16 protein-coding genes are annotated in these 23695 nt (G+C 67.4%); 10 read left to right on the top strand and 6 right to left on the bottom strand.

Features of this window, described 5'->3' with window-relative positions; translation table 11 throughout:
* Positions 1–44 precede the first annotated feature (44 nt).
* Positions 45–2090, top strand: coding sequence for a prolyl oligopeptidase family serine peptidase (locus ACTJKY_RS14815; RefSeq protein WP_440846903.1), 2046 nt, complete (start codon positions 45–47; stop codon positions 2088–2090).
* Positions 2091–2120: 30 nt separating this feature from the next.
* On the opposite strand, the gene ACTJKY_RS14810 is transcribed toward ACTJKY_RS14815, so the two are convergent.
* A complete protein-coding gene (locus ACTJKY_RS14810) occupies positions 2121–2840 on the bottom strand; it encodes an MOSC domain-containing protein (protein WP_440846902.1) in 720 nt (239 codons plus the stop codon).
* 138 nt (positions 2841–2978) lie between these two features.
* Between ACTJKY_RS14810 and recA the strand changes: the two genes are divergently transcribed.
* The 4 genes from recA (at position 2979) to ACTJKY_RS14790 (ending at position 7327) form a co-directional block, all read left to right on the top strand.
* Positions 2979–4049 (top strand): recombinase RecA, encoded by a 1071-nt coding sequence (gene recA / locus ACTJKY_RS14805; RefSeq protein ID WP_093295065.1) that lies wholly within the window; start codon positions 2979–2981, stop codon positions 4047–4049.
* Between the two features lie 130 nt (positions 4050–4179).
* Entirely contained in the window at positions 4180–4446 is a 267-nt protein-coding gene (locus ACTJKY_RS14800; RefSeq protein ID WP_440846901.1) for a hypothetical protein, read from the top strand.
* A gap of 68 nt (positions 4447–4514) precedes the next feature.
* Entirely contained in the window at positions 4515–6602 is a 2088-nt protein-coding gene (locus tag ACTJKY_RS14795; protein WP_440846900.1) for a catalase, read from the top strand.
* Between the two features lie 98 nt (positions 6603–6700).
* Positions 6701–7327 carry a glutathione S-transferase family protein gene (locus ACTJKY_RS14790; protein ID WP_440846899.1) on the top strand — a complete coding sequence of 209 codons (627 nt, stop codon included), beginning with the start codon at positions 6701–6703 and terminating at the stop codon, positions 7325–7327.
* A 14-nt stretch (positions 7328–7341) separates the two neighbouring features.
* Here the strand turns inward: ACTJKY_RS14790 and ACTJKY_RS14785 are convergent, their stop codons facing one another.
* Positions 7342–8664, bottom strand: a complete 1323-nt coding sequence (locus tag ACTJKY_RS14785) for a dicarboxylate/amino acid:cation symporter (RefSeq protein WP_440846898.1) — start codon at positions 8662–8664, stop codon at positions 7342–7344.
* A gap of 337 nt (positions 8665–9001) precedes the next feature.
* On the opposite strand from ACTJKY_RS14785, the gene ACTJKY_RS14780 reads away from it, so the two are divergent.
* Together ACTJKY_RS14780 and alaS are read left to right on the top strand one after the other, a co-directional pair.
* Complete coding sequence (locus ACTJKY_RS14780; RefSeq protein ID WP_440846897.1) at positions 9002–10258, top strand: M24 family metallopeptidase; 1257 nt, start codon at positions 9002–9004, stop codon at positions 10256–10258.
* An 89-nt stretch (positions 10259–10347) separates the two neighbouring features.
* Positions 10348–12999 (top strand): alanine--tRNA ligase, encoded by a 2652-nt coding sequence (gene alaS, locus ACTJKY_RS14775; RefSeq protein ID WP_440846896.1) that lies wholly within the window; start codon positions 10348–10350, stop codon positions 12997–12999.
* Positions 13000–13008: 9 nt separating this feature from the next.
* On the opposite strand, the gene ACTJKY_RS14770 is transcribed toward alaS, so the two are convergent.
* The 3 genes from ACTJKY_RS14770 to ACTJKY_RS14760 form a co-directional block, all read right to left on the bottom strand.
* Positions 13009–13524 carry a hypothetical protein gene (locus ACTJKY_RS14770; protein ID WP_440846895.1) on the bottom strand — a complete coding sequence of 172 codons (516 nt, stop codon included), beginning with the start codon at positions 13522–13524 and terminating at the stop codon, positions 13009–13011.
* A 5-nt stretch (positions 13525–13529) separates the two neighbouring features.
* Positions 13530–15317, bottom strand: a complete 1788-nt coding sequence (locus tag ACTJKY_RS14765) for a cation:proton antiporter domain-containing protein (RefSeq protein WP_440846894.1) — start codon at positions 15315–15317, stop codon at positions 13530–13532.
* A gap of 177 nt (positions 15318–15494) precedes the next feature.
* On the bottom strand, positions 15495–16715 hold the full coding sequence (locus ACTJKY_RS14760) for an NADP-dependent isocitrate dehydrogenase (RefSeq protein ID WP_440846893.1): 1221 nt from the start codon (positions 16713–16715) through the stop codon (positions 15495–15497).
* A gap of 198 nt (positions 16716–16913) precedes the next feature.
* On the opposite strand from ACTJKY_RS14760, the gene ACTJKY_RS14755 reads away from it, so the two are divergent.
* From ACTJKY_RS14755 to ACTJKY_RS14745, 3 genes are all read left to right on the top strand, one after another.
* Entirely contained in the window at positions 16914–17429 is a 516-nt protein-coding gene (locus tag ACTJKY_RS14755; protein WP_440846892.1) for an RNA polymerase sigma factor, read from the top strand.
* Positions 17426–18478, top strand: coding sequence for a FecR family protein (locus tag ACTJKY_RS14750; RefSeq protein ID WP_440846891.1), 1053 nt, complete (start codon positions 17426–17428; stop codon positions 18476–18478). The genes ACTJKY_RS14755 and ACTJKY_RS14750 overlap by 4 nt, the downstream gene beginning before the upstream one ends.
* Positions 18479–18566: 88 nt before the next feature.
* A complete protein-coding gene (locus ACTJKY_RS14745; protein ID WP_440846890.1) occupies positions 18567–21791 on the top strand; it encodes a TonB-dependent receptor domain-containing protein in 3225 nt (1074 codons plus the stop codon).
* On the opposite strand, the gene ACTJKY_RS14740 is transcribed toward ACTJKY_RS14745, so the two are convergent.
* Positions 21775–23676, bottom strand: a complete 1902-nt coding sequence (locus tag ACTJKY_RS14740; RefSeq protein WP_440846889.1) for a beta-N-acetylhexosaminidase family protein — start codon at positions 23674–23676, stop codon at positions 21775–21777. The genes ACTJKY_RS14745 and ACTJKY_RS14740 overlap by 17 nt on opposite strands.
* Positions 23677–23695: the final 19 nt, after the last annotated feature.

The raw sequence follows: 23695 nt of genomic DNA, 5'->3' as shown, positions 1-23695 counted from the left end.
CCGACGATTGTATCGGGCGATACCTTCCGGCTATCGTCGGGGGCATGAAGCAGTTCCTCGTCGCGAGCGTCGCGCTCGCCGCCATCGCCGCGCCCGCCTCGGCGCGAGACCTCACCATCCAGGACGTTGTCGGCCTCTCCCGCGTGGGGGCGCCCGCCGTGTCGCCCGACGGCCATTGGCTCGTCTGGCAGCAGCGCGAGACCGATCTTGCCGCCAACAAGGGCCGCTATGATCTGTGGCGGCTCGACCTCACCGCCAAGCGTGCCAAGCCGGAGAAGCTGGTCGCCGAGCCGCTGGTCAACGAGACCGCGCCGCAGATTTCCGCCGACGGCAAGACCGTGTGGTTCCAGTCCGACAAGGGCGGCGAGGATGCGGTGTGGTCGGTGGCGATCACCGGCGGCACGCCCACCCAACTGACCCATATCCAGGGCGGCTTCAGCGGCTTCAAGGTATCGCCGGACGGCGCCAAGCTGCTCGTCTGGGCCGATCGCAAGCCGGGCGCACCGACGGTGACGCCGGCGATGGAGAAGAAGGATCCGAACGCCGGCTCGGGCCGCGTCTACCAGCAGCTCTTCGTGCGCCATTGGGATACGTGGGCGGATGGCACCCGCTCGCAGCTCTTCGTCCTGCCGTTCGGGCCGCAGGGGGCGACCGGCGACGGCGTCGCAATCGAAGGCGGGCTGGTCGGCGACACGCCCTCCAAGCCCTCGGGCGGCGGCGAGGAAGTCGCCTGGAGCGCCGACGGCAAGACCATCTACTTCGCGCTGCGCGAGGCGGACCGGATCGAGTCGCTGTCGACCAATCTCGACATCTTCGCCGCCCCTGCGGACGGCTCCGCGGCGCCGGTGAACCTCACCAAGGGCAATGGCGGCATGGACAATCTGCCGACGCCGTCGCCCGACGGGAAGTGGCTCGCCTGGTTCGCGATGGCGCGGCCGGGCTATGAAGCCGATCGCCAGGTGCTGATGCTCCGCAACCTAGCCACCGGCGACGTGCGCGCGCTGACCGCGGGCTGGGACCGCTCGGTCGCCTCGATCGCCTGGGGAGCGGACTCCAAGACGATCTACGTCACCGCGCAGGACGTGCAGGAAGAGCCGGTCTTCGCCGTGTCGCTGGCGGGCAAGGTCGAGCGGCTGACCGAGAAGGGCAGCGTCTCGGCGGTGGTGCCGACCAAAGGCGGGCTCGTCTATGCGATGAACAGCCTCACCGCGCCGGATGATTTCTATTGGCTCAAGGGCAAGAAGAGCACCCGGCTCACCGCGGTGAACGCCGAGAAGCTGGCCGGCATTTCGATGCCTGAGGTGACCCGCTACAGCTTCAACGGCGCCAATGGCGACACCGTCTGGGGCTATGTCGCCAAGCCCGCGGGGCTGGTGGCGGGGGCGAAGGCGCCGATCGCGTTCATCGTCCATGGCGGGCCGCAGGGCAGCATGGGCAATAGCTGGTCCTATCGCTGGAACCCGGCGGTGTTCGCGGGTGCCGGCTATGCGGTGGTCGCGGTCGATTTCCACGGCTCGACCGGCTATGGCCAGGCCTTCACCGATGCGATCCGCAACAATTGGGGCGGGGGGCCGCTGGAGGACCTGAAGAAGGGCCTGCGCGCTGCGACCGATCGCTTCGCCTTCCTCGATGGCGACAAGGCCTGCGCGCTCGGCGCCTCCTATGGCGGCTATATGATGAACTGGATCGAGGGCCAGTGGCCCGATCGCTTCAAGTGCATCGTCCAGCATGACGGCGTGTTCGACGCGCGCGCCATGGCGTACGAAACCGAGGAGCTGTGGTTCGACGAGTGGGAACATGGCGGCAAGGCCTATTTCGAGGACCCCGCCGCATTCGAGCGCTGGAACCCGGTCAACTATGTCAGCGCCTGGAAGACCCCGCAGCTGGTGATCACCAGCGAGAAGGACTTCCGCATCCCCTATACCCAGGGCCTGGCGGCCTTCACCGCGCTCCAGCGCCGCGAGATCCCGTCCAAGCTGCTCGTCTTCCCGGACGAGAACCACTGGGTGCTCAAGCCGAAGAACTCGCTGCAATGGTATGGCGAGGTGCTGGGCTGGATGAACCAGTGGACGGGCAAGGCGGGGAAGTAAGCGGAGGGGAGGGGCTCCGGCCCCTCCTCCTCAGGCGATGATGCGGACGGGATCGCCGACGCGGATCAGTCCCGGCCGTGCCGGTGCCGAATAGAGCCCGTAGCAGGCGGCGAAGCGCTGGGCGACAGTGCGCAGGACCGTCGGGTCCTTGGCGCCGGTGTCCGGATCGATGGTGATCAGCACGCAGCGCTGGATCGGATCGGCGCATTGCACGATCGCGCCGTCCTCGCTCGGGTCGCCGAAGGCGAGGCGCAGGCCCTGCCATTGCTCGGGCAGCAGTTCGCTCTCGATCGTGACGTTGATGCGGAAGCGGCGCGGATCGACCCGGCCGCCATGCGCGGTCTCCAAGGCGCGATGGCCGGCGCTGGTCTGGAGCGAGATCGGCATGGAGTCATAGACGCCGCGCGCTACCTGGATCAGCGCCACCGGCTCGCGCGCGGCCTCTGCCAGGTGGGCGTGCAGGCCGGGGTCGTGCAGCGCGCGGACACCTCCATCCGGCACTTCCACCGCGATGGCGCTGATCTTGGGTGCAGCCGGATCGGTGAAGCGGGCGCGGTGGAGCACCATGCCCGGCACTTCGCGCGCCGTAAGCCACGGAAAACGCGTGCCATTCTGCGCGCGGACAAAGGCGTACTGGCGGTCGCCCTCGATGCCCTGCCAGTCGACCTCGGCGACTGACAAAGCCTCGCCAGCCATGGACTTCACGGGGAAGCGGGCAAGCGCGGAGACATGGCCGACGATCAAGGTCACGCCACCGCAGCTAGCGCGCGTGCCGCATGTGCGCAACCTTCATCAAGTTCCCCTCTTGTTCTCACGGAACAAATGCGATACAAGCGCTGCAACACGGTTGAACGCAGTGCGTAAACCCTCTAGCGACGGGGCTTCCCAATGGCAGCATCTCTCAAGGTGATCGACGGCAATATGGCCAATCCCACGGACAAGCAGAAGGCGCTCGACGCCGCCCTCGCGCAGATCGACCGCGCCTTCGGCAAGGGCTCGGCCATGCGGCTGGGCTCGAAGGAGACGATGCAGGTCGAGGCGATTTCCACCGGCTCGCTGGGGCTCGACATCGCGCTGGGCGTCGGCGGTTTGCCGCGCGGCCGCGTGATCGAAGTCTATGGTCCGGAAAGCTCGGGCAAGACGACGCTGGCGCTGCACGTGATCGCCGAGGCGCAGAAGAATGGCGGCGTGGCCGCGTTCGTCGACGCCGAGCATGCGCTCGACCCGGTCTATGCCAAGAAGCTGGGCGTCAATATCGACGAGCTGATCGTCTCGCAGCCCGATACCGGCGAGCAGGCGCTCGAGATCGTCGACACGCTGGTCCGCTCGAACGCGATCGACGTGCTGGTGGTCGACTCGGTCGCAGCCCTGGTGCCGCGCGCCGAAATCGAGGGCGAAATGGGCGACAGCCATGTCGGCCTCCAGGCGCGCCTGATGTCGCAGAGCCTGCGCAAGCTCACCGGCTCGATCAGCCGTTCGCGCTGCATGGTGATCTTCATCAACCAGCTGCGCATGAAGATCGGCGTGATGTACGGCAATCCGGAGACGACGACCGGCGGCAACGCGCTGAAGTTCTACGCCTCGGTCCGTCTCGACATCCGCCGCACCGGGCAGATCAAGGACCGCGATGAAATCATCGGCAACGCGACCCGCGTCAAGGTGGTGAAGAACAAGGTCGCGCCGCCGTTCAAGCAGGTCGAATTCGACATCATGTACGGCGAGGGCATTTCGAAGATCGGCGAGATCCTCGATCTCGGCGTCAAGGCGGGGCTGGTCGAGAAGTCGGGCGCCTGGTTCAGCTATGACAGCATCCGCATCGGCCAGGGTCGCGAGAATTCGAAGAATTTCCTGCGCGAGAACCCGGAGGTCTGCAACCGGCTCGAAGCCGCGATCCGCGGCCGCACCGAGCAGGTCGCCGAAGGTCTGATGGCCGGTCCGGAGCCCGACGACGATATCTGATCGGATTACCTCCGCGGTAACGGGGACTGCCGGGGCGTGTGAGGCCACGTCTTCGGCGGACCTCGCTGTCCGCCTCGCTGCTGCCCGGGCCTTGCTGCAATCGGCATGGCCAGGGGCGGTGGAGCGGGAGATGGCGCCTGGGGGAGGGCGGACGTTTCTCTACAAGCCGTCGGACAGAAGCGCGGCGGTGCTGCGACTGGTCGTCGATCCGCCCAACCTGCTGCTCCACTTTGCCGAAGGGGCCCGGTTGCCCGATGCGGCGGGATTGCTGCGGGGCGAGGGGCGGCGTGGCCGCTATGTCTGCCTGGGTGCAGTCGCTTCCGGCGACGAACCGGCGCTGCGGGCGCTGATCGTCCTTGCGGCGGCAGGCGCTCCGCCGCGACCGAAATCGACATAGATCACAAACCTGGCGCAACTGCCTGATCCACGGCTCGTTGGACCTTCGCACGCTTTGCGAGGACTCCCATGACCGATCAGAACAGCCGTAACGCCCCAGCCGGTGGCGAAACCCACCAGGTGACCGATGCCGAGCACCCGGTGCTCACCACCAATCACGGCACGCCGATCAGCGACAACCAGAACCAGCTGAAGGCCGGTGCACGCGGCCCGGTGCTGATCGAGGACGAAGTCTTCCGCGAGAAGATGAACCACTTCGATCACGAGCGCATTCCGGAGCGTATCGTCCACGCCCGCGGCTCGGCCGCGCACGGCTATTTCGAGGTGACCGACAGCCTCGCCGACGTCACCATCGCCGATCTGTTCCAGAAGAAGGGCCAGCGCACCGAGGTGTTCGTCCGCTTCTCCACCGTCGCCGGCGGTGCCGGTTCGGTCGACACCCCGCGCGATGTGCGCGGCTTCGCGGTCAAGTTCTACACCCGCGAGGGCAATTGGGACCTGGTCGGCAACAACATTCCCGTCTTCTTCATCCAGGACGCGATCAAGTTCCCCGACCTGATCCACGCCGCCAAGATGGAGGCGGATCGCGGCTATCCGCAGGCGGCGACCGCGCATGATACCTTCTGGGACTTCATCAGCCTGATGCCCGAATCGACCCATATGGTGATGTGGGCAATGTCGGACCGCACGCTGCCGCGCAGCTTCGCGACGATGGAAGGCTTCGGCATCCATACGTTCCGGCTGATCAATGCCGCGGGGAAGAGCACCTTCGTCAAGTTCCATTGGAAACCGAAGGCGGGCCTGGCCTCGACGATCTGGGACGAGACCGTGAAGATCGCCGGCGCCGATCCCGATTTCCAGCGCCGCGACCTGTTCGAGCGCATCCAGCGCGGCGACTATCCGGAATGGGAACTCGGCGTGCAGCTGTTCGACGAGGACTTTGCCAACGCCCAGCCCTATGACGTGCTCGATGCGACCAAGCTGATCCCCGAGGAGGTGCTGCCGGTGCGCATCGTCGGGCGGATGGTGCTCGATCGCTATCCCGACAATTTCTTCGCGGAGACCGAGCAGGCCGCCTTCGTCCCGAGCCACGTCGTCCCCGGCATCGGCTTCAGCAACGATCCGCTGCTCCAGGGCCGGCTGTTCAGCTATACCGACACCCAGTTGTCGCGGCTTGGTTCGGTCAATTTCCACCAGCTGCCGATCAACGCCGCCAAGGGCCGCGCCGCCGCGGCGGGCTGCCCGTTCATGAACCAGCAGCGCGACGGCCATATGCAGATGGCGGTGCCCAAGGGCCGCGCCAATTACGAGCCCAACAGCCTCGCCAAGGCCGGCGAGGAAGGCGGCGCGCGCGAGGATCCGGAGAAGGGCTACAAGACCTTCCCGTCGGAAGAGCAGGGCCAGAAGCTCCGCATCCGGCCGGAAAGCTTCGCCGACCACTATAGCCAGGCGCGACTGTTCTTCCGCTCGATGGACCCGGCCGAGCAGGCGCATATCGCCTCGGCGCTGGTGTTCGAGCTGTCCAAGGTCAGCCTCGAGCATATCCGCGTGCAGATGATGGCGAACCTCCGCAACGTCGACGAGACGCTGGCCCAGCGCGTCGCCGAGGGCTTGGCGATGGATTTGCCCGAAGCGTCGAAGACCGCCGCCCCGGTGCTCGACATGGAACCGTCGCCCGCGCTCCGCATCATCCGGGGCCCGCGCGAACTCCACACGCTGGAGGGCAAGACCGTCGGCATCCTCATCGCCGACGGGACCGATGCGAACGACCTCGCGACGCTCAAGGACGCGATCAAGGCAGCGGGCGGCAACGCGATGACGATCGCCCCCAAGGTCGGCGCCGTGCCGCTCTCGGACGGATCGAAGATCGCCGCCGATGCCCAGCTGTTCGGCCAGCCCTCGGTGACGGTCGACGCCTGCGCGGTCATCCTGTCCGAGGAAGCGGCTGCCAAGCTCGTCAAGGAAGGCGCCGCGGTCCAGTGGGTGATGGACGCGTTCGGCCATCTAAAGGCGATCGGCGCCAACGCCGCCGCCCAGCCGCTGCTCGACAAGGCCGGCGTGGAAGCCGACGAGGGCGTCACCGATCTCGGCGGCTTCGTCGAGGCGGCGAAGCAGCGCTATTGGGACCGCGAGCCCAAGGTACGCACGCTCGCCTGACCGGCGCTACTGCAGCTTGCGCGGCGCTCCGGCGTCGCGCAAGCTGCAGGCCTGTGCAGCAAGCGGCGACAAACGCCGCGCCGACCGGAGGGGCCGACTTGACGATCATCGTCCACCATCTCGAAAATTCCCGTTCGCAGCGGGTGCTGTGGCTCCTGGAGGAGCTTGGCCTTCCCTACGAAGTGAAGCGCTACGAGCGCAACAAGGCGACCATGCTCGCCCCGCCCGAGCTGAAGAAGGTTCATCCGTTGGGCAAGTCCCCGGTGATCGAGGATGGCGGCACGGTGGTCGCCGAAACCGGCGCGATCCTGCAATATCTGGTCGACAAGGCGGAGGGCAAGCTGGGCGCACCCGCAACCCGCGAGGACGCGCTGCGCTATCGCCATTTCCTCCATTATGCCGAGGGCTCGCTGATGCCGCCGCTTCTGGTGATGCTGGTGCTCGCCCGTGTGCCGTTCTTCGGCAAGATGGGGCTCAAGAAGTTCCGGCCGATGGCCGAGGTGCATTTCGACTATGTCGAAGGCGAGCTGGCGCAGCGCCCCTGGTTCGCCGGCGAGACCTTTACCGCGGCCGACGTGATGATGAGCTTCCCCATGGAGGCGGCGGTCAAGCGCGCCGGCATCCTCGACGGCCGGCCCCACATCGCCGCCTTCCTGGAGAAGATCCATGCCCGCCCAGCCTATCAGCGCGCGCTGAAGGCGGGCGGGCCCTATGCCTATGCGTGATGTGGGGGGAGCGCTCAGCTCCCGGCATAATCCTCGAACCGCTCTGCATCGTGCGGGCCCCCGGCGGGGATCGGCCGTACCGCCGGCTCCGCCTCGTCGGGAGCGTCGAGCGTGCCTTCCCAGCGCGCCACTACGGCCGCCGCCACGGCATTGCCGATCACGTTGGTCGCGCTGCGCCCCATATCGAGGAAATGGTCGACCGCGAGGATCAGCAGCACGCCTGCCTCGGGGATGTTGAAGTGCGAGAGCGTGCCGGTAATCACCACCAGGCTGGCGCGCGGCACGCCGGCGATGCCCTTGCTGGTCACCATCAGGATCAGCAGCATCTGGATCATCGTCGCCCAGTCGAGGTGGATGCCATAGGCCTGGGCGATGAAGATCGACGCGAAGGTCATGTACATCATCGAGCCGTCGAGATTGAACGAATAGCCGAGCGGCAGCACGAAGCTGGCGATGCGCGGCGGCACGCCGAACCGATCCAGCGCATCGAGCGCGCGAGGATAGGCGGCTTCCGACGTCGCGGTGGAGAAGGCGAGCAGGATCGGGTCGCGCAAATAGCGGAACAAGAGGCCGGTGCGCGATCCGATCACCAGGAAGCATGCCGCAAACAACACTGCCCAAAGCGCGGCAAGCCCGATGTAGAAGCTGCCCATGAAGAAGGCGAGGTCGCCCACCACGCTCGGCCCTTTGGTCGCCAACGTACGGGTCACGGAGCAGAACACCGCGACCGGCGCGAACAGCATCACATAGCCGGTGACGGTGAGCATCACCGAAACCAGGGCTTCCAGCCCGCGCACCAGCGGCTTGGCCTTGTCGCCTACCGCCGCCATGCCGACGCCGAAGAACAGCGAGAAGATCACCAGCTGGAGGATGTCGTTCGTGGCCATCGCCTCGATCACGCTGGTCGGCACGATGTGGGTGAAGAACTTGGCCGCATCAAAGGCGGTCCGGTCCACCCCGCTGGAAGCGTTCGCCGGCGGCAGCGGAAGATGCAGCCCGGTGCCCGGATGCAGCAGGTTCACCAGGATCAGGCCGAGGGTCAGCGACACCAGGCTCGCGCAGACGAACCAGAAGAACGCCTTCAGCCCGACGCGCCCGATCGCGCCGCCGCCGCCCATATGGGCGATGCCGACGACCAGCGTGGAGACGACCAGCGGCGCGATGATCATCTTGATGAGATGCAGGAACATCTGGGTGGGAATGTCGAGGCCGTAGGCGATCGATTCGAGCGTCGCCTTGCCCGCCGGCGTGCCCCCATAGCCGAGGTTCAGCCCCCAGCCGATCAGCCCGCCCAGCAGCAGCGCCGCCAGGATGAACCAGGTTAGTCGTTTGCCCACACATGCTCCCTGTAGAATCGTCGCGGGAGGGAAGGGGATTGTTGCGCCCGGGTCAAGCCTGCGAGCGCGGCACCGGTCTCACCGCGGCACCGCGCGGCGAGGCGCGGCAGGCGCATCGGACGAGGATCGAGGTGTAGATTGCGGGTCGCACCATGCGGGGCCGGGGCTTGCCGACGGGCGCGGCGCTGTCGGCGGGAGCATGGGCCCCGGCAGCAACAGAATCGGCACGATGGCAACGATCCGTCTGATATCCTTTCCCTCGATTCCGGCGCGAAATCCTTGCCGTCCGGTCCCGCTTCGTCCTACGCGATCGACGATACAAGAGCGAGGGCGTGACATGACGGCTTGGGCGATGACGCGGCGGAACCTGATCGGGGGCATGGCGGCGCTGCCGTTGCTGGGGCTGCCGGCAATCGTCCGCGCGGCCGAGCCTGATCTCGCCCAGCTGCAGGACATGACCGGCAATGCCCGCCCGATCGGCCCCGAGGAGCGGCGCGCCAGGCTCGCCAAGGCGCAGGCGCTGATGAAGGCGAACGGCATCGGCGCGGTGCTGATCGAGCCCGGTGCGAGCCTGGTCTATTTCACCGGCATTCGCTGGGGCCGCAGCGAGCGCCTCACCGCCACGATCCTGCCGGCAGAGGGCGAGCCCTGCATCGTCACCCCCTTCTTCGAGGAACCGCGCACCCGCGAGACGCTGGCGATCCCGGCCGAGGTGCGCGTGTGGCAGGAGGACGAGGATCCGCTCAAAGTGGTCGCCGGCTTCCTCAAGGATCGCAAGCTAGCCGGGCTGCCGGTCGGCATCGAGGAGACGGTGCGCTACTTCGCGGTCGATGGGCTGCAGAAGAACGGCCTGCGCGTCACTTCGGCCAATCCGGTCGTGCGCGGCTGCCGGATGATCAAGAGCCCCGCCGAGCTGGCGCTGATGCAGCTCGCAACCGATATCACCATTGCCGCCTATCGCTTTGTTTATGCACGCGTCGACAAGGGGATGCGCCAGCGCGATGTCTCCGCGCTGATGGACGCGGCGACGCGCAAGCTGGGCGGCGACCCCGAGTTCAGCATGGTGCTGGTCGGCGAGGGCGCCGCCTATCCGCATGGCACCAAGACTCCCTCGCCGGTGAGCAACGGCGCGATCGTGCTGATGGACTGCGGCTGCAACGTGATGGGCTACCAGTCCGACGTCTCGCGCACTTTCGTCCATGGCACTGCGAGCGCCGCGCAGCGCAAGGTGTGGGACGCGGTGGCGAAGGGCCAGCAGGTGGCGTTTGCTGCCGCCAAGCTCGGCGCGCCCGCGGGCAGCGTCGACGATGCGGTGCGCGGCTATTATGCCTCGCTCGGCTATGGGCCGGACTACAAGCTTCCCGGCCTGTCGCACCGCACCGGCCATGGCATCGGGCTCGACGGGCACGAGCCGGTCAACCTGGTGCGCGGCGAGAAGACGCCACTGGCGCCGGGCATGTGCTTCTCGAACGAGCCCGGCATCTACATCCCCGGCAGCTTCGGCGTGCGGCTGGAGGATTGCTTCCACATGACCGAAGCGGGCCCGAAATGGTTCTCCACCCCGCCGGTCTCGATCGACCAGCCGATGGGTTGAGCGCCCGGTCTGAGCGGCAGTCGCGGAACGATCACGTTGATCGACGTGTTTCGCTTGAGCGAACGCGCGCGCGCCCCTAAGTCGACCTCATGACGTCGACCAATGATATCCGCCGCTCGTTTCTCGACTATTTCGAGGGCCAGGGCCATGCCCGCGTCCCCAGCGCGCCGCTGGTGCCGCACAACGATCCCACGCTGATGTTCGTGAATGCGGGCATGGTGCCGTTCAAGAACGTGTTCACCGGCCTGGAATCGCGCCCGTACAGCACCGCGACCAGCAGCCAGAAGTGCGTGCGCGCCGGCGGCAAGCATAACGATCTCGACAATGTCGGCTATACCGCCCGGCACCATACCTTCTTCGAAATGCTCGGCAATTTCTCGTTCGGCGACTATTTCAAGGAGCAGGCGATCACCCATGCCTGGACGCTCCTCACGAAGGAATGGGGCATCCCGGCCGAGAAGCTGACCGTCACGGTGTACCACACCGACGACCAGGCGTTCGACCTGTGGAAGAAGATCGCCGGCCTGCCCGATCACAAGATCATCCGCATCCCGACCAAGGACAATTTCTGGGCGATGGGCTCGGATGGTCCGTGCGGGCCCTGCTCGGAAATCTTCTACGATCACGGCGAGCACATCTATGGCGGCCCTCCCGGCTCGCCCGAGGAGGATGGCGATCGCTTCGTCGAGATCTGGAACCTCGTCTTCATGCAGTTCGTGCAGGAAAATGACGAGATCATCGGCGACCTGCCGCGGCCGAGCATCGACACCGGCATGGGGCTGGAGCGCATCGCCGCCGTGCTCCAGGGCGTCCACAACAATTACGATATCGACACATTCAAGGCGCTGATCGACCAGTCCGCCGCGCTGACCGGCACCTCGGCCAGCGGCGAGCAGGTCGCCAGCCACCGCGTGATCGCCGACCACCTGCGCTCGTCGGGCTTCCTCGTCGCAGACGGCGTGCTGCCGGCGAACGAGGGCCGTGGCTATGTGCTCCGCCGCATCATGCGCCGCGCGATGCGCCACGCGCACCTGCTCGGCGCCAAGGATCCGCTGATGCACCGGCTGGTGCCGTCGCTGGTCGCCGAGATGGGTGCTGCGTACCCCGAACTGGTGCGCGCCCAGCCGCTGATCGAGGCGACGCTGCTCCAGGAGGAAACCCGCTTCCGCCAGACGCTGGCCAATGGCCTGCGCCTGCTCGACGAGGCGACGGTGGGGCTGAAGGCCGGCGACACACTGCCGGGCGCGACGGCGTTCAAGCTCTACGACACCTTCGGCTTCCCCTATGACCTGACCGAGGACGCGCTGCGCGCCAACGAGATCGCCGTCGATCGCGCCGGCTTCGATGCGGCGATGGCCGAGCAGAAGCGCGCCGCGCGCGCCGCCTGGAAGGGTTCGGGCGACAAGGCCTCGGAAGAGCTGTGGTACGACCTCGCCGACGAACTCGGCGGCACCGAATTCATCGGCTATGCCGGCACCCAGGGCGAAGGCCAGGTGGTCGCGCTGGTCAAGGACGGTGTGCGGGTCGAGAAGGCGGTTGCCGGCGAGACGGTGACCATCCTCACCAACCAGACGCCGTTCTACGGCGAAAGCGGCGGCCAGATGGGCGACATGGGCGTCATTAGCAATGACAAGCTGCGCGCCCTCATCGACGACACGTCGAAGCCGCTCGGCCGCCTGCATGCGCATCATGTCAAGATCGAAAGCGGCGAAGTCGCGGTCGGCGACGCGGTCCACCTGTCGGTCAATGTCGAGCATCGCGACCAGGTCCGTGCCAACCACTCGGCGACGCACCTGCTGCACGCGGCGCTGCGCAAGCGGCTCGGCACCCATGTCAGCCAGAAGGGCAGCCTGGTGGCGCCGGAGCGGCTGCGCTTCGACTTCTCACACCCCTCGGCGCTGACGCCGGAGCAGATCGCGCTGGTCGAGGCCGATGTGAACGCGCAGATCCGCCACAACGGCACGGTCGAGACGCGACTGATGACCCCGGACGACGCAATCGCCGCTGGCGCGATGGCGTTGTTCGGAGAAAAATATGGCGACGAGGTCCGCGTGCTCTCGATGGGGCTGGGCGAGGATGCGTCCTATTCGGTCGAGCTGTGCGGCGGCACGCACGTCAATGCGACGGGTGACATCGCGATCTTCAAGATCGTCTCCGAAAGCGCCGTCTCCTCGGGCGTGCGCCGTATCGAGGCGCTCACCGGCGAAGGCGCCCGGCTGTGGCTCAATGCCCGCGACGAGCGGCTGCGCGAGGCGGCGGCTGCGCTCAAGACCGCACCCGACGACGTGCCCGCGCGCGTCGCGGCACTGGTCGAGGAACGCCGCAAGCTCGAACGTGAACTGGCGGAGGCCAAGAAGGCGCTGGCGCTCGGCGGCGGTGCCGGCGCGGCGCCGGCGGGACCAGAGCAGGTGAACGGCATCAACTTCGTCGGCCAGGTGCTCGACGGACTCGAGGCCAAGGCGCTGCGCGGCGCGGTCGACGAGGCCAAGGCCCGGATCGGCAGCGGCGTGGTCGCGCTGGTGGCGGTGAATGAAGGCCGCGCATCGGTCGCGGTCGGCGTCAGCGACGGGATCGGGGTGAGCGCGGTGGACCTGGTGAAGGTTGCCGTCGCGTTGCTCGGTGGCCAGGGCGGCGGCGGCCGTCCGGACATGGCGCAGGGCGGCGGTCCGGACGGAGCCAAAGGCGCCGAGGCGCTCGCGGCGGTGAAGGCGGCGCTGGCAGAGGCTGCCGTCGCCGCCTGATCCCAGGGGTCAACGCCCGGGGGCGTAACCGTCCTCGGGCAGCACCCAGATTGCCGTCTGGCTCATCTCCGGGCGCAGCAGGCCGTCGATCGTGACGTTGACGGTCAGCTCGCCCGCGCCGGCGTCGCGGTAGCAGCGCTCATGGCCGGCGAGCGGCTGGAGCGCCTCCATCAGCTTCATGCGCGTGTTGGTCTCCAGCGCCGGGCTCAGCGCCGTGCCGTTGCTGGTGAGCTTGCCGCTGTTGAAGTCGGCGGGGCGGACGCGGCTGCATACCATGCCGTCGCGCACTTGGCCGAAGGTGCTGTATTCGAGCACGATCAGCGGATCGCGATTGACCACGCCGGTCACCAGCGCATCGAAATTGCCGTCGCCGCGCAGCGTGTAGCGGACGATCGTGCCGCAGGTCCGCGCGCTGCGATCGGGATCGACGCAGCGGATGCGCGAGGCCTTGGCCGGAGCGAGCGGATCGGGAACGGCTTCGGCCTGGAGCGGGGCAAGCAGGGCGAGGGCGAGGGGAAGCAGCATCGTGATTAGACCTTGTCGGGTTCGGCGGTGGCGTTCAGCCGCGAGCGCGTCAGCCGCGGGTCGCGTTGCAGACCGGCGGCTTCCTTGATCGAGCGGCGCATCTCGTCGCGCTTTTCGTGGATCGATGCAATCACCGGCCCCACGCCGAGGCCGAGATCGACCAGCAGCGCTTCGGACAGTTGCAGCGAACTTTCCATTGCCTCCGGCACCGCGTCGGTGGCGCCGGCGCGGTAGAGCTCGGCGGCATGGCCGGCATCGCGGGCGCGGGCGATGATCGGCAACGTCGGCACCCAGCCGCGCACCCGCTTGGTCAGCCGCACGGTTAGGACTGGGTCGTCCATCGTCAGCACCAGTGCCTTGGCGCGCCCGAGCTGGAGCTGATCAACCAGCTCGTTGCGGGTGACGTCGCCGAACAGCACGTGGAAGCCGGCGCGTCGGCCGCGGACGACGCTGTCGATATCGGCGTCGACGGCGACATAGGGCTTGTCGTGCCGACGCAGCATCTCCGCCACGGTGCGTCCGACGCGGCCGAAGCCGATCACGACGGTGCCGCCCTCGACCGGGGCCAAGTCTTCCTCGGCGATCTGCGCGCCGTTCTTGCCTTCGATCTTGCGCGCGGCACCGCGTCCGGCCTTGGCGAGCAGCGGCGTGGCGGTGAGGCCGATCGCGGTGACTGCGCTCCAGAACGCCGCGGTACCCGGCGCGATGAGGCCGGCCGCACCGGCGACGCCGAGCACGATCAGCGTGGTCTCGGACGGGCTCGCCATCAGCACGCCGGTTTCCGCCGCGGTGCCCATGCGCGCGCCCGACCAGCGCAGCAGCAGCGTCGTCACCGCGACCTTGACGATCATCACCAGCAGGCTCGCCAGCAGCAGCGCCCCCCAGTTGGCGGCGACGAAGCCGAGGTCGAGCTGCATGCCCACGGTGAGCAGGAACACGCCGAGCGCGAGGCCCTTGAACGGCGCGGTGATCGCTTCGACTTCGCCGTGATATTCGGTCTCCGCGATCAGCAGGCCCGCGATCAGCGCGCCGACGATCGGCGAGAGCCCCGCCGCGGTGGTGGCGAGGCTGGCGACGATCACGACCAGCAGGCTGGCGGCCAGAAAGAGCTCGGGGCTCTTGGTCCGCGCGGCCTGGGCGAACATCCGCGGTAGGACGATGCGTCCGCCGATGAACAGCGCCGCGACGGTCGCCGCGCCGATGCCCAGTGTCATCAGCAATTTGGTGACGCCGGCGCCGTCCGGATTGGGTGCCATCGCGCCGAGGCCGAAGATGATCGGCACCAGTGCCAGATCCTCGAACAGCAGCATCGCAAAGGCGGCGCGGCCGACCGGGCTGGTCGTCCCCGCGATCGGGATCACCAGCGCGGTGGAGGACAGCGCGAGCGCGAGGCCCAGGCCGATCGCGCCGCCGGTGCTGAGCCCGGTGAGATAGAGCAACGCCGCGAGGATCAGCCCTGACCCGAACAGCTCCGCCGCACCGGTTCCGAACACCAGCGATCGCATCGCCCAGAGACGCTTGAACGAAAGCTCGAGCCCGATCGAGAACAGCAGCAGGATGATGCCGAACTCGGCGAACGGCTCGATCGAATGCGCGTCCGAGATGGTCAGGTAATAGAGCCAAGGCGCCTGACCGACCAGGCTGCCGAGCCCGAACGGCCCGACCAGCAGCCCGGCAAGGATGAACCCGATCACCGGGCTGATGCGGAAGCGCGCGAAGGCGGGAATGACGAGGCCCGCGGCGCCGAGGATCACCAGCGTATCGCTGAAGCCGTGGTTGGACAGGCTCAGCATGCGATGTCCCGAAGGCGAAGTACGGGGCGGGGCAGGGAGGAACAGAAAGGCCGATGGCCGGTGGCGGGTTTTGCTCGCTCGGTCATCCGCCCTAGAGACGATGCGAGGCCCGGCATTGCAAGTAGAAAAGCCCGCCAGAGGCGGGCTTTTCCGTAGCTTTACGTAGGGAGAAGCGGCTTACTGCCAGCTGCCCATCGCGGTTTCGAGGTTGACGCGGATCGCCTCGAAGAACTGCTCCGTGGTCATCCAGGCCTGGTCCGGGCCGATCAGCAGCGCGAGATCCTTGGTCATCTTGCCGCTCTCGACAGTCTCGATGCAGACGCGCTCCAGCGTCTCGGCGAAGCGGGTCACCTCGGGGGTGCCGTCGAACTTGCCGCGATACTTGAGGCCGCCGGTCCACGCGAAGATCGACGCGATCGGGTTGGTCGAGGTCGCCTTGCCCTGCTGGTGCTGGCGATAGTGGCGGGTGACGGTGCCGTGCGCCGCTTCCGCCTCGATCGTCTTGCCGTCCGGGGTCATCAGCACCGACGTCATCAGGCCCAGCGAGCCGAAGCCCTGCGCGACCTGGTCCGACTGGACGTCGCCGTCATAGTTCTTGCAGGCCCAGACGAACTCGCCGTGCCACTTGAGCGCCGAGGCGACCATGTCGTCGATCAGGCGGTGCTCGTAGACGATGCCGGCGCTCTGGAACTGGTCCTTGAACTCGGTCTCGAACACCTCGGCGAAGATGTCCTTGAAGCGGCCGTCATAGGCCTTGAGGATCGTGTTCTTGGTCGACAGGTACAGCGGCCAGTTGCGGCCGAGCGCATAGTTCATCGAGGCGCGCGCGAAATCGCGGATCGAATCGTCGAGATTGTACATGCCCATGGCGACGCCGGCCTGCGGGAAGTCGAACACCTCGTGCTCGATCGTCTCGCCATTCTCGCCTTCCCACTTCATGGTCAGCTTGCCCTTGCCGGGCACCTTGAAATCGGTCGCCTTGTACTGGTCGCCGAAGGCGTGACGGCCGACGACGATCGGCTTGGTCCAGCCCGGGATCAGGCGCGGCACGTTCGAGATCACGATCGGCTCGCGGAAGATCACGCCGCCCAGGATGTTGCGGATCGTGCCGTTCGGCGACTTCCACATCTTCTTGAGGCTGAATTCCTCGACGCGCTGCTCGTCCGGGGTGATCGTCGCGCACTTCACGCCGACGCCGTACTGCTTGATCGCATTGGCCGAATCGATGGTGATCTGGTCGTTGGTCTCGTCGCGCTTCTGCACCGACAGGTCGTAATATTTCAGATCGATGTCGAGGTACGGAAGGATCAGGCGCTCGCGGATCCATTCCCAGATGATCCGCGTCATTTCGTCGCCGTCGATCTCCACGACGGGCGTTGCTACCTTGATCTTCGCCATAAGCTCGCTTTCCTGAGACAGGTTGGTTCCCGGCAGCGTCTAGGGGCAAGGGCAGGGGGGATCAAGCGGCTGTGGCGGGAAAGCGCCGCGGTGCGCAACCTTGCTGCGTCGGTGGGTACTTCCTCATCGAGAGCGAATCGACGGCGCTTCCGCTGTGCACTCTCCCTTGCGGCACGTATTAGGAGCATGATGGCTCCGATGTCCGTTCCCGAAGGCCCTCGTGCGGATCTGCTCGCGGTGTTGCAAGGCATGCGCCCTGCGCTCACCGCCTATTTCGTGCGGCGGCTTCGCGATCCCTCGCAGGCGGAGGATCTGGTGCAGGATCTGTTCGTCCGGATGGCCACGGCGCCGGTGATGGCGGAGGGTAATCCGGAGGGATATATCTTCCAGGCCGCGGCGAACTTGCTGCGGGATCACTATCGGCGTGAGACGACGCGGCACCGCTATCTCGAGGCCAAAAGCCAGGACGACCAACACTCGGTGGATCCGATCGATGCCGAGCGGCTGCTTGCCGGGCGACAAAGCATCGGTTGCGTGGCACAGGTGCTGAAGCGTTTGCCGGAGCGCACCCGCCGGATCTTCATTCTCTATCGACTGGAAGGCATGCAGCGCAAAGCGATCGCGGAGGCGTTCGGCATCTCCGTCAGTGCCGTTGAAAAGCATATCGCCACCGCGATGCGCACCCTGCTGGCAGACATGGGAGGGCGCCAATGACCGGTCCCACCGCGCAGGACGAAGCGATCGCCTGGTGCCTCCGCATCCACGAAGGCCCGTCTGCCGTGGAGCAGGCGGAGCTCGACGCCTGGCTCGTCGATCGGCCCGATCGCCAGCAGGCGCTGGATGAGGCGCTCGGCCTGTGGAACCTGCTGGGCGATGACGCCGATGCGCCCGAGATCGTCGCGCTGCGCCAGGATGCGCTGGGCAGCATGCAGCGCGCCGGCCGACAGCGCTGGACAGCAGCGGTGCCGCTGCGTCGGGGCGCATGGGCAGCCCTGGCTGCGGCGGTGCTGCTGGCGGTGGCGTTGGGATCGATGCTCGCATGGCGCGGCGACGGCAGCCAGCGCTATGACACCGCCGTCGGCGAACGGCGGCTGATCGCGCTTGCCGACGGCTCGCGCCTGTCGCTGGACGCGGACAGCGCGGTGACCGTGGCCTATAGCAACGAGCGCCGCAGTCTCACGCTGGAACGCGGCCGCGCGCGCTTCAAGGTGGCGAAGGACCCGTTGCGTCCGTTCGCCGTGCGCAGCGGGCCGGACCTGGTCGTGGCGACGGGCACCGAGTTTTCGGTCGAGAAGCTCCGTGGGGAAACGCGGGTCGCTCTGTTCGAAGGCCATGTCGCGGTGATGCGCGAAACCGGCAGGGGCAGGGAGAATGCCATGGTCGTAGCGGCCGGCGGGGAGGTGCCCGCAGACCGCGCGCTGGTGCCGGGTTCGGAATTGCGGCTGCCGATGGCGGCGGGGGGCGGCTCCGTCCGCCAGATCCCGGCAGAGCAGGGCTGGGAGTCCGGGCAGCTGAGCTTCGAGCGCGAAGCCCTGGGCGTCGCCGCCGAACGGATGAACCGCTATGCCACCGCCCGGCGCATCGAAGTGGCGCCCGATCTCGCCGACCTCCAGGTCAGCGGCGTGTTCAACGCCGGCGACCTTGGCGCCTTTGCGCAGGCGATGGCGGCGGCGTTCCCGGTCCGGGTCGTCGTCGACGGCGAAGTCGTGCGGCTTTCCCGCCGCGCCGCTGCCAAAGGAGCGCCGACGAAGCAGCCGTCATAAAAATGTCGTCGTCCCTTTGCGTGTTTTCGCCGGGCCTGCGTAATAGGTTGCAAGCGCGACGAAAACGGAGGGAGGATTGCAGCGTGTGATGCCCTGCCTCGCAGCAGGGGCGAGCGCGGTAGCGCTAGCGGCGCTGAGCCATTGTCCGCCCGCCCGCGCGCAGCAGGCGCCGGTCCGCATCGACATTCGTCCGCAGCCGCTCGGATCGGCACTGCGCCAGCTGGGGCGGCAGGCGAAGGTTCAGTTGGTATTCGACGAAGCGATGCTGGGAACGCGGCGAGCACCGCGCGTGGCAGGCATCCTATCCGTAGAAACGGCGCTCTCGCGGCTGCTGCAGGGCAGCGGTTTCGGGGTCTCCCGAACCAGCCAGGGCGTCTATGTCGTCGTCCGGTTGACGCCCCGGCCGCGGGCCGCGCCGCCGGCTGCGCCGCCGCCCGTGCCGCAGGTCGTGCCGGCGGAGCCGATCGTAGTTACGGGCACCCGGCTGATCCGCCCGGATCTGAAGGCGGCGAGCCCCGTCACGACGACGGCCGCGGAGGAGATCCGGCTGCAGGGGGCGGTGAACCTCGAAGAGGTGCTCAACCGGTTTCCCCAGGTGACGCCGGATTCGCAGCAACTCTATCAGAACAGCAACGGCCGCCAGCGGGTGAAGCTGCGCGGCCTGGATTTCAACCGGACGCTGGTGCTGATCGACGGGCAGCGCATCACCGATACCGAAGCGGTCGACATCAACCTGGTGCCGGTATCGCTGGTGCAGCGGATCGACGTGCTGACCGGCGGCGCGTCCTCCGTCTATGGGTCCGACGCAGTGGCCGGCGTGGTCAACTTCGTGTTGCGGAAGAACTTCGAGGGTATCGAAGTTTCGGGTAGCACCAGCTTCTACCAGCACGACAATCGCGACAATGCCGCGACGCCGCTTGCCCAGGCCTATGGCATCCCCATCCCCCGCGGATCGACGGTCGGCGGCGAACGTGTCGACCTGAATGCCACCATCGGGCACAATTTCCTGGACGGTCGCCTGAACCTCACCGGTTTCGTCGGCCATCGCCACGGCGATCCGATCTTCTTCCGCGACCGCGACATTTCGGGCTGCCAGATCCAGAAGGCCGGGAGCGGCTATAACTGCCTAGTGACCGCGGCATCGCCCAACGGCACGATTACGCCGCTCAGCGGCCCCTTCGCCAACCAGAACTTCTCGAACCCCAGCGGCAGCCGCGGTACCTTCGTCGATGCGGCGAGCGTGCCCGGCTATAGCAACAGCAAGGACCGCGAGGCGCTGCGGGGCTTCGATCGCTGGAACCTGGGCGGCTTCGTCCGCTTCGACATCGCGCCGGCCGCCGAGCTCTACGCCAATGTACTCTACGCGCGCGATCTTTCCCGCAACAGCTTCTACGGGCCCTTTGTTCAGAGCTTTAACGCCTATGGATCGACTCCCTATCAGGTGAATTGCGACAATCCGCTGATGTCCGCGCAGCAGGCACGGATCGTCTGCGGGGCGGCGGCGGGGAGCGGGGCGCTGGCGCCGCTCAACGTGCAGATCGGCTTTCCCGGAATGGGCGGAAACCGCTCCAGCGATACGTTCGACAATCGCAATCTGCGGCTGGCAGGCGGGATTCGCGGCGAGCTCGCGCCGGGTCTGCGCTATGACATGAGCGGCGTCTTTGCCCGCAACCGGGCGCTCTGGCTCACCGATGGCAAGCCGGTGTTCGCCAAGGTCAACCGGGCGCTCGACGTGGTGTCGGTCAACGGCGTGCCGACCTGCCGCGCGGTGGTCGACGGGTCCGATCCCGGCTGCGTCCCGCTCGACATCTTCGCGTCCGGTAGCGGCTCTCCGGCACTGCGCGACTATCTGTTCGACGAGGCCCGCGGCATCAGCGACAACCGCACCAGTTTCGTCGATCTGACCGGGAACCTGACGGCGGACCTGACGCGGTTCGGCATCGTGTCGCCCTGGGCGACGCAGGGGCTGGCGCTCGTGTTCGGGGGCGAGTTCCGCAGGACCAGCCAGAATAACAGCGTCAACGATCGCTATGTCGACGTCTATGGCGGCAAGAGCTTTATCGGCAGCCAGGCGGTGCACGAGGCGAATGTCGAGGCCCAGCTGCCGCTCGTCGCCAAGCGGCGCTTCTTCGAGCTGCTGCAGCTCAACGGCGGCTATCGCCGATCGAAATACGACCTCAATCGCCGGACCTTTGCGACCTGGAAGATCGAAGGCGTCTGGTCGCCGGTGCCGGACATCACCCTTCGCGCCGGCCTCAACCGCGCACAGCGGGCGCCGAGCATCTATGAAGGCAACCAGACGATCGCGTTCAGCACCTATAACGTGAACGATTTCTGCGCGCCGACGCTGAACGCCGATGGCTCGCGCGGGGCGCCGCGCGGTAGCATCCAGGCCTGCCGCGCCAGTGGCTTGCCGGATGCGCTCTATGGCAGCTCCAGCCTGCTGTGCCCGGACCAGATGTGCCGGCAGCGTACCGGCGGGTTCGAACTGGCGCCGGAGGATGCCCGCACGCTGACCGCCGGGCTGGTGCTCACGCCGTCCTTCGTGCCCCGGCTATCGCTGACGGCAGATTATTACCGCATCCGCGTCGATCGGGTGATCGGTTTCAATTATGCCAATTTCGCGGTCGACGGCTGCGTCGCCACAGCCGACCCCTATTATTGCACGCGGATCGTGCGGAACCCCGATGGCACGCTGTTCGGCTCGGACGCCAGTGTCGCCACCGGTTATATCCAGGCGGGCACCACCAACCAGCATCGGCTGAACGCCGAGGGGTTGGATGTCTCCGGGGAATATCGGCTGCTGCTGGGCGGCCGGGCGGGCAGGATCGACCTGCTTTTCACCGGATCGCGCACGATCGATTCGGGCGGGCAGGATTCGGTGGTGACGCCGGCGCGGAACTGCACCGGCTATTTCGGGCCGCGCTGCGGGCAGCCGGTGCCCGCCTGGACCCATGTCGCCCGCGGCACCTATACCAGCGCGGGCGGGGTGTTCAGCGCCTCGCTCGCGTGGCGCTTCATCGGCGGCACGCGGACGACCCTGAACAGCACCGATCCCGCCTTCGGCTTCACGGCCGCGGACCGGGTCACCCAATATGCTCGCATCCCCGACTATAGCTATCTCGACCTTGCGTTCACCCTGGCGCTGCGAAAGCGCATGGTGCTGACGATGTCCGTCAACAACCTGTTCGATCGGATGCCGCCGGTCCTCGCCAACAGCTATGCCACTGCGCTGTCCCGCGGCAATTCGGTGCCGCAGCGCTACGACATTCTGGGCCGCCAGCTGTCGATCGGCGTCACGAGCCGCTTTTGAACGCCGGCGCGGCGGTGCGCAGGAGCCCGGGCGCATCCGCGATAAAGCGGTCGAGCACGCCATCGGCGATCCGGATCGGCCCGTCGAACCGGGTCGCGCCCTTGATCGTCTGCAGGGCTGCGGCCTGGGCGGCAAGCGCTTGCGCTTCCGCAAAGTCGCCGGTCGCGGCCGGCGCCTGCCGGTTCGCCGCCTCCAGGCCCGCCGCGGTCAGCTGCAGCGCGCGGCCCCAGAGCTGCATCGCGTCCAGCCAAGGACGCGACTGGGCGACGAAGCCGGGATCGACCACGCCGGCGCGGATCAGATCGGGTGCGCGCGCGAAATCATCCGCCGCGATACGCAGCGCGGAAAGCGCATCCTCCCGCGCGGCGGCGTCGCCGGCGGCCAGCGCGTCGCGCACTCGGTCCAGCACCGCCTTCAACACCGGCGCCTGTTCCTGCCAGGGCTGGCTGCCGAAGGTGGGGGCCAGATGCTGCGTGTCGAAGAACTGCAGCAGCGCCTGGGTCGTGCGATCGTCGCCGCCGGCCAGTTCGCGCGCCGCGTAGCGCCAGGTGCGCGCGGCATCATAGTCCCGATCGTTCCACCCGAACGCCGCGACCCCAGTCACCGCCACGCGGCTCGGCACCTCCTGGTTCATCGGGTTGGAGAGGATGCCGGCCAGCTCACCCGACAGCCCGGCTTCGCGCCGCACATAGGGCGCCAGCAACAGCCGGCCCTTGGTGGTCGCATAGTCGTTGACCGGGAAATTGTCCCACAGCAGCGTCTTGCGCCCGAACGCCTTCTCCGCCGCGCGCGCATCGCCGATCGAGATCGAGGGCGGGACGACGTCGGTTCCGGTCCATTGCACCACGATCTGCGGGTCGAGATACTTGCGGAGCGCCGCCTTGTAGGGGCTTTCCTTCGCATCATAATATTCGGTCGGCACCATGATCAGCGCCGGCGCCTTGGGGTCGACGGCGCGCAGATGCGCCTGCACGGCGTTGAGCAGCTTGGCCTGCGCCGTCCCGGCGGCTTCCGCGCCCGAGGGGCCGAAGGCGGCCTGATCGCGATCGCAATTCCATTTCTTGTACTCGATGTCGTCGAACGCGACGTAGAAGGCGTGCACGCCCACCGATCGCAGCGCCTGGAACTTGCGCTCGAGCGTCTGCTGATCCGCCGGATCGGAGAAGCAGACCGTCGGACCGGGCGAAATCGCGTAGACGAAGTTGATATGGTCCTGCCGCGCACGCGTCGCCAGCGTGCCGATATCGGCGAGGCGTGCGGCGGGGTAGGGATCGCGCCAGTGATCGCGCGCGAAGGGATCGTCCTTCGGGCTGTAGACCATCGTGTTCGCCTTCACGCTCGCCAGAAAGTCGAGATGCTTGAGGCGATCGGTCATCGTCCACGGCGCCCCATAGAAACCCTCGATCGTTCCGCGGATCGCCATGGCAGGATGATCCTGCACGACCACGGAAGCGATCGAACCGCCCCGCACGAGCTGCCGCAACGTCTGCACCGCGTGGTAGATGCCGTCCGCGTCGGCGCCGGCAAGGGTGACCAGTCCCTGGCCGAGGTGCTCGCTGATCAGGGTATAGCCTTCCGGCCGGGCATCGACGGTCGTGCCGCTGCGCGCAAGTGCCGCGCGGACCACCGGCAATGCCGTGGTGCCAAGCAAGATATGGGGCTCGTCGAGCCGCTTGGGCAGGCTGGTGCGGCGGGTGATCCGCGCGACACCGGCGCCGGTCAGGATCTCGCGGACCAGCGCGATCGTCTCCGGCGCAACGTCGGCCGGGGTCACCAGCACGACGGTTTTGTCAAGCGCGATCGGATCACCCCGCAGCTGCAGCAAAACCGGCGCCGGGAAGACCGCCGGCAACGCCCCCACCTGCGCCGCAGCGGGCGGCGACATCAGGGCGATGGCAGCGGTT

The sequence above is a fragment of the Sphingomonas sp. 22176 genome (assembly GCF_052045505.1).
Taxonomy (GTDB): Bacteria; Pseudomonadota; Alphaproteobacteria; order Sphingomonadales; family Sphingomonadaceae; genus Sphingomonas.
Note: the sequence above shows the minus strand (reverse complement) of the source record. Positions and strands in the feature narration are given on the sequence as shown.

Excerpts from the sequence above, each read along its gene's own strand:
- ACTJKY_RS14740 (WP_440846889.1), bottom strand. The coding sequence starts at position 23,676 with ATGTCGCCGCCCGCTGCGGCGCAGGTGGGGGCGTTGCCGGCGGTCTTC.
- alaS (WP_440846896.1), top strand. The coding sequence starts at position 10,348 with ATGACGTCGACCAATGATATCCGCCGCTCGTTTCTCGACTATTTCGAG.
- recA (WP_093295065.1), top strand. The coding sequence starts at position 2,979 with ATGGCAGCATCTCTCAAGGTGATCGACGGCAATATGGCCAATCCCACG.
- ACTJKY_RS14780 (WP_440846897.1), top strand. The coding sequence starts at position 9,002 with ATGACGGCTTGGGCGATGACGCGGCGGAACCTGATCGGGGGCATGGCG.
- ACTJKY_RS14770 (WP_440846895.1), bottom strand. The coding sequence starts at position 13,524 with ATGCTGCTTCCCCTCGCCCTCGCCCTGCTTGCCCCGCTCCAGGCCGAA.
- ACTJKY_RS14760 (WP_440846893.1), bottom strand. The coding sequence starts at position 16,715 with ATGGCGAAGATCAAGGTAGCAACGCCCGTCGTGGAGATCGACGGCGAC.
- ACTJKY_RS14765 (WP_440846894.1), bottom strand. The coding sequence starts at position 15,317 with ATGCTGAGCCTGTCCAACCACGGCTTCAGCGATACGCTGGTGATCCTC.
- ACTJKY_RS14755 (WP_440846892.1), top strand. The coding sequence starts at position 16,914 with ATGTCCGTTCCCGAAGGCCCTCGTGCGGATCTGCTCGCGGTGTTGCAA.
- ACTJKY_RS14815 (WP_440846903.1), top strand. The coding sequence starts at position 45 with ATGAAGCAGTTCCTCGTCGCGAGCGTCGCGCTCGCCGCCATCGCCGCG.
- ACTJKY_RS14795 (WP_440846900.1), top strand. The coding sequence starts at position 4,515 with ATGACCGATCAGAACAGCCGTAACGCCCCAGCCGGTGGCGAAACCCAC.
- ACTJKY_RS14750 (WP_440846891.1), top strand. The coding sequence starts at position 17,426 with ATGACCGGTCCCACCGCGCAGGACGAAGCGATCGCCTGGTGCCTCCGC.
- ACTJKY_RS14745 (WP_440846890.1), top strand. The coding sequence starts at position 18,567 with ATGCCCTGCCTCGCAGCAGGGGCGAGCGCGGTAGCGCTAGCGGCGCTG.
- ACTJKY_RS14800 (WP_440846901.1), top strand. The coding sequence starts at position 4,180 with ATGGCGCCTGGGGGAGGGCGGACGTTTCTCTACAAGCCGTCGGACAGA.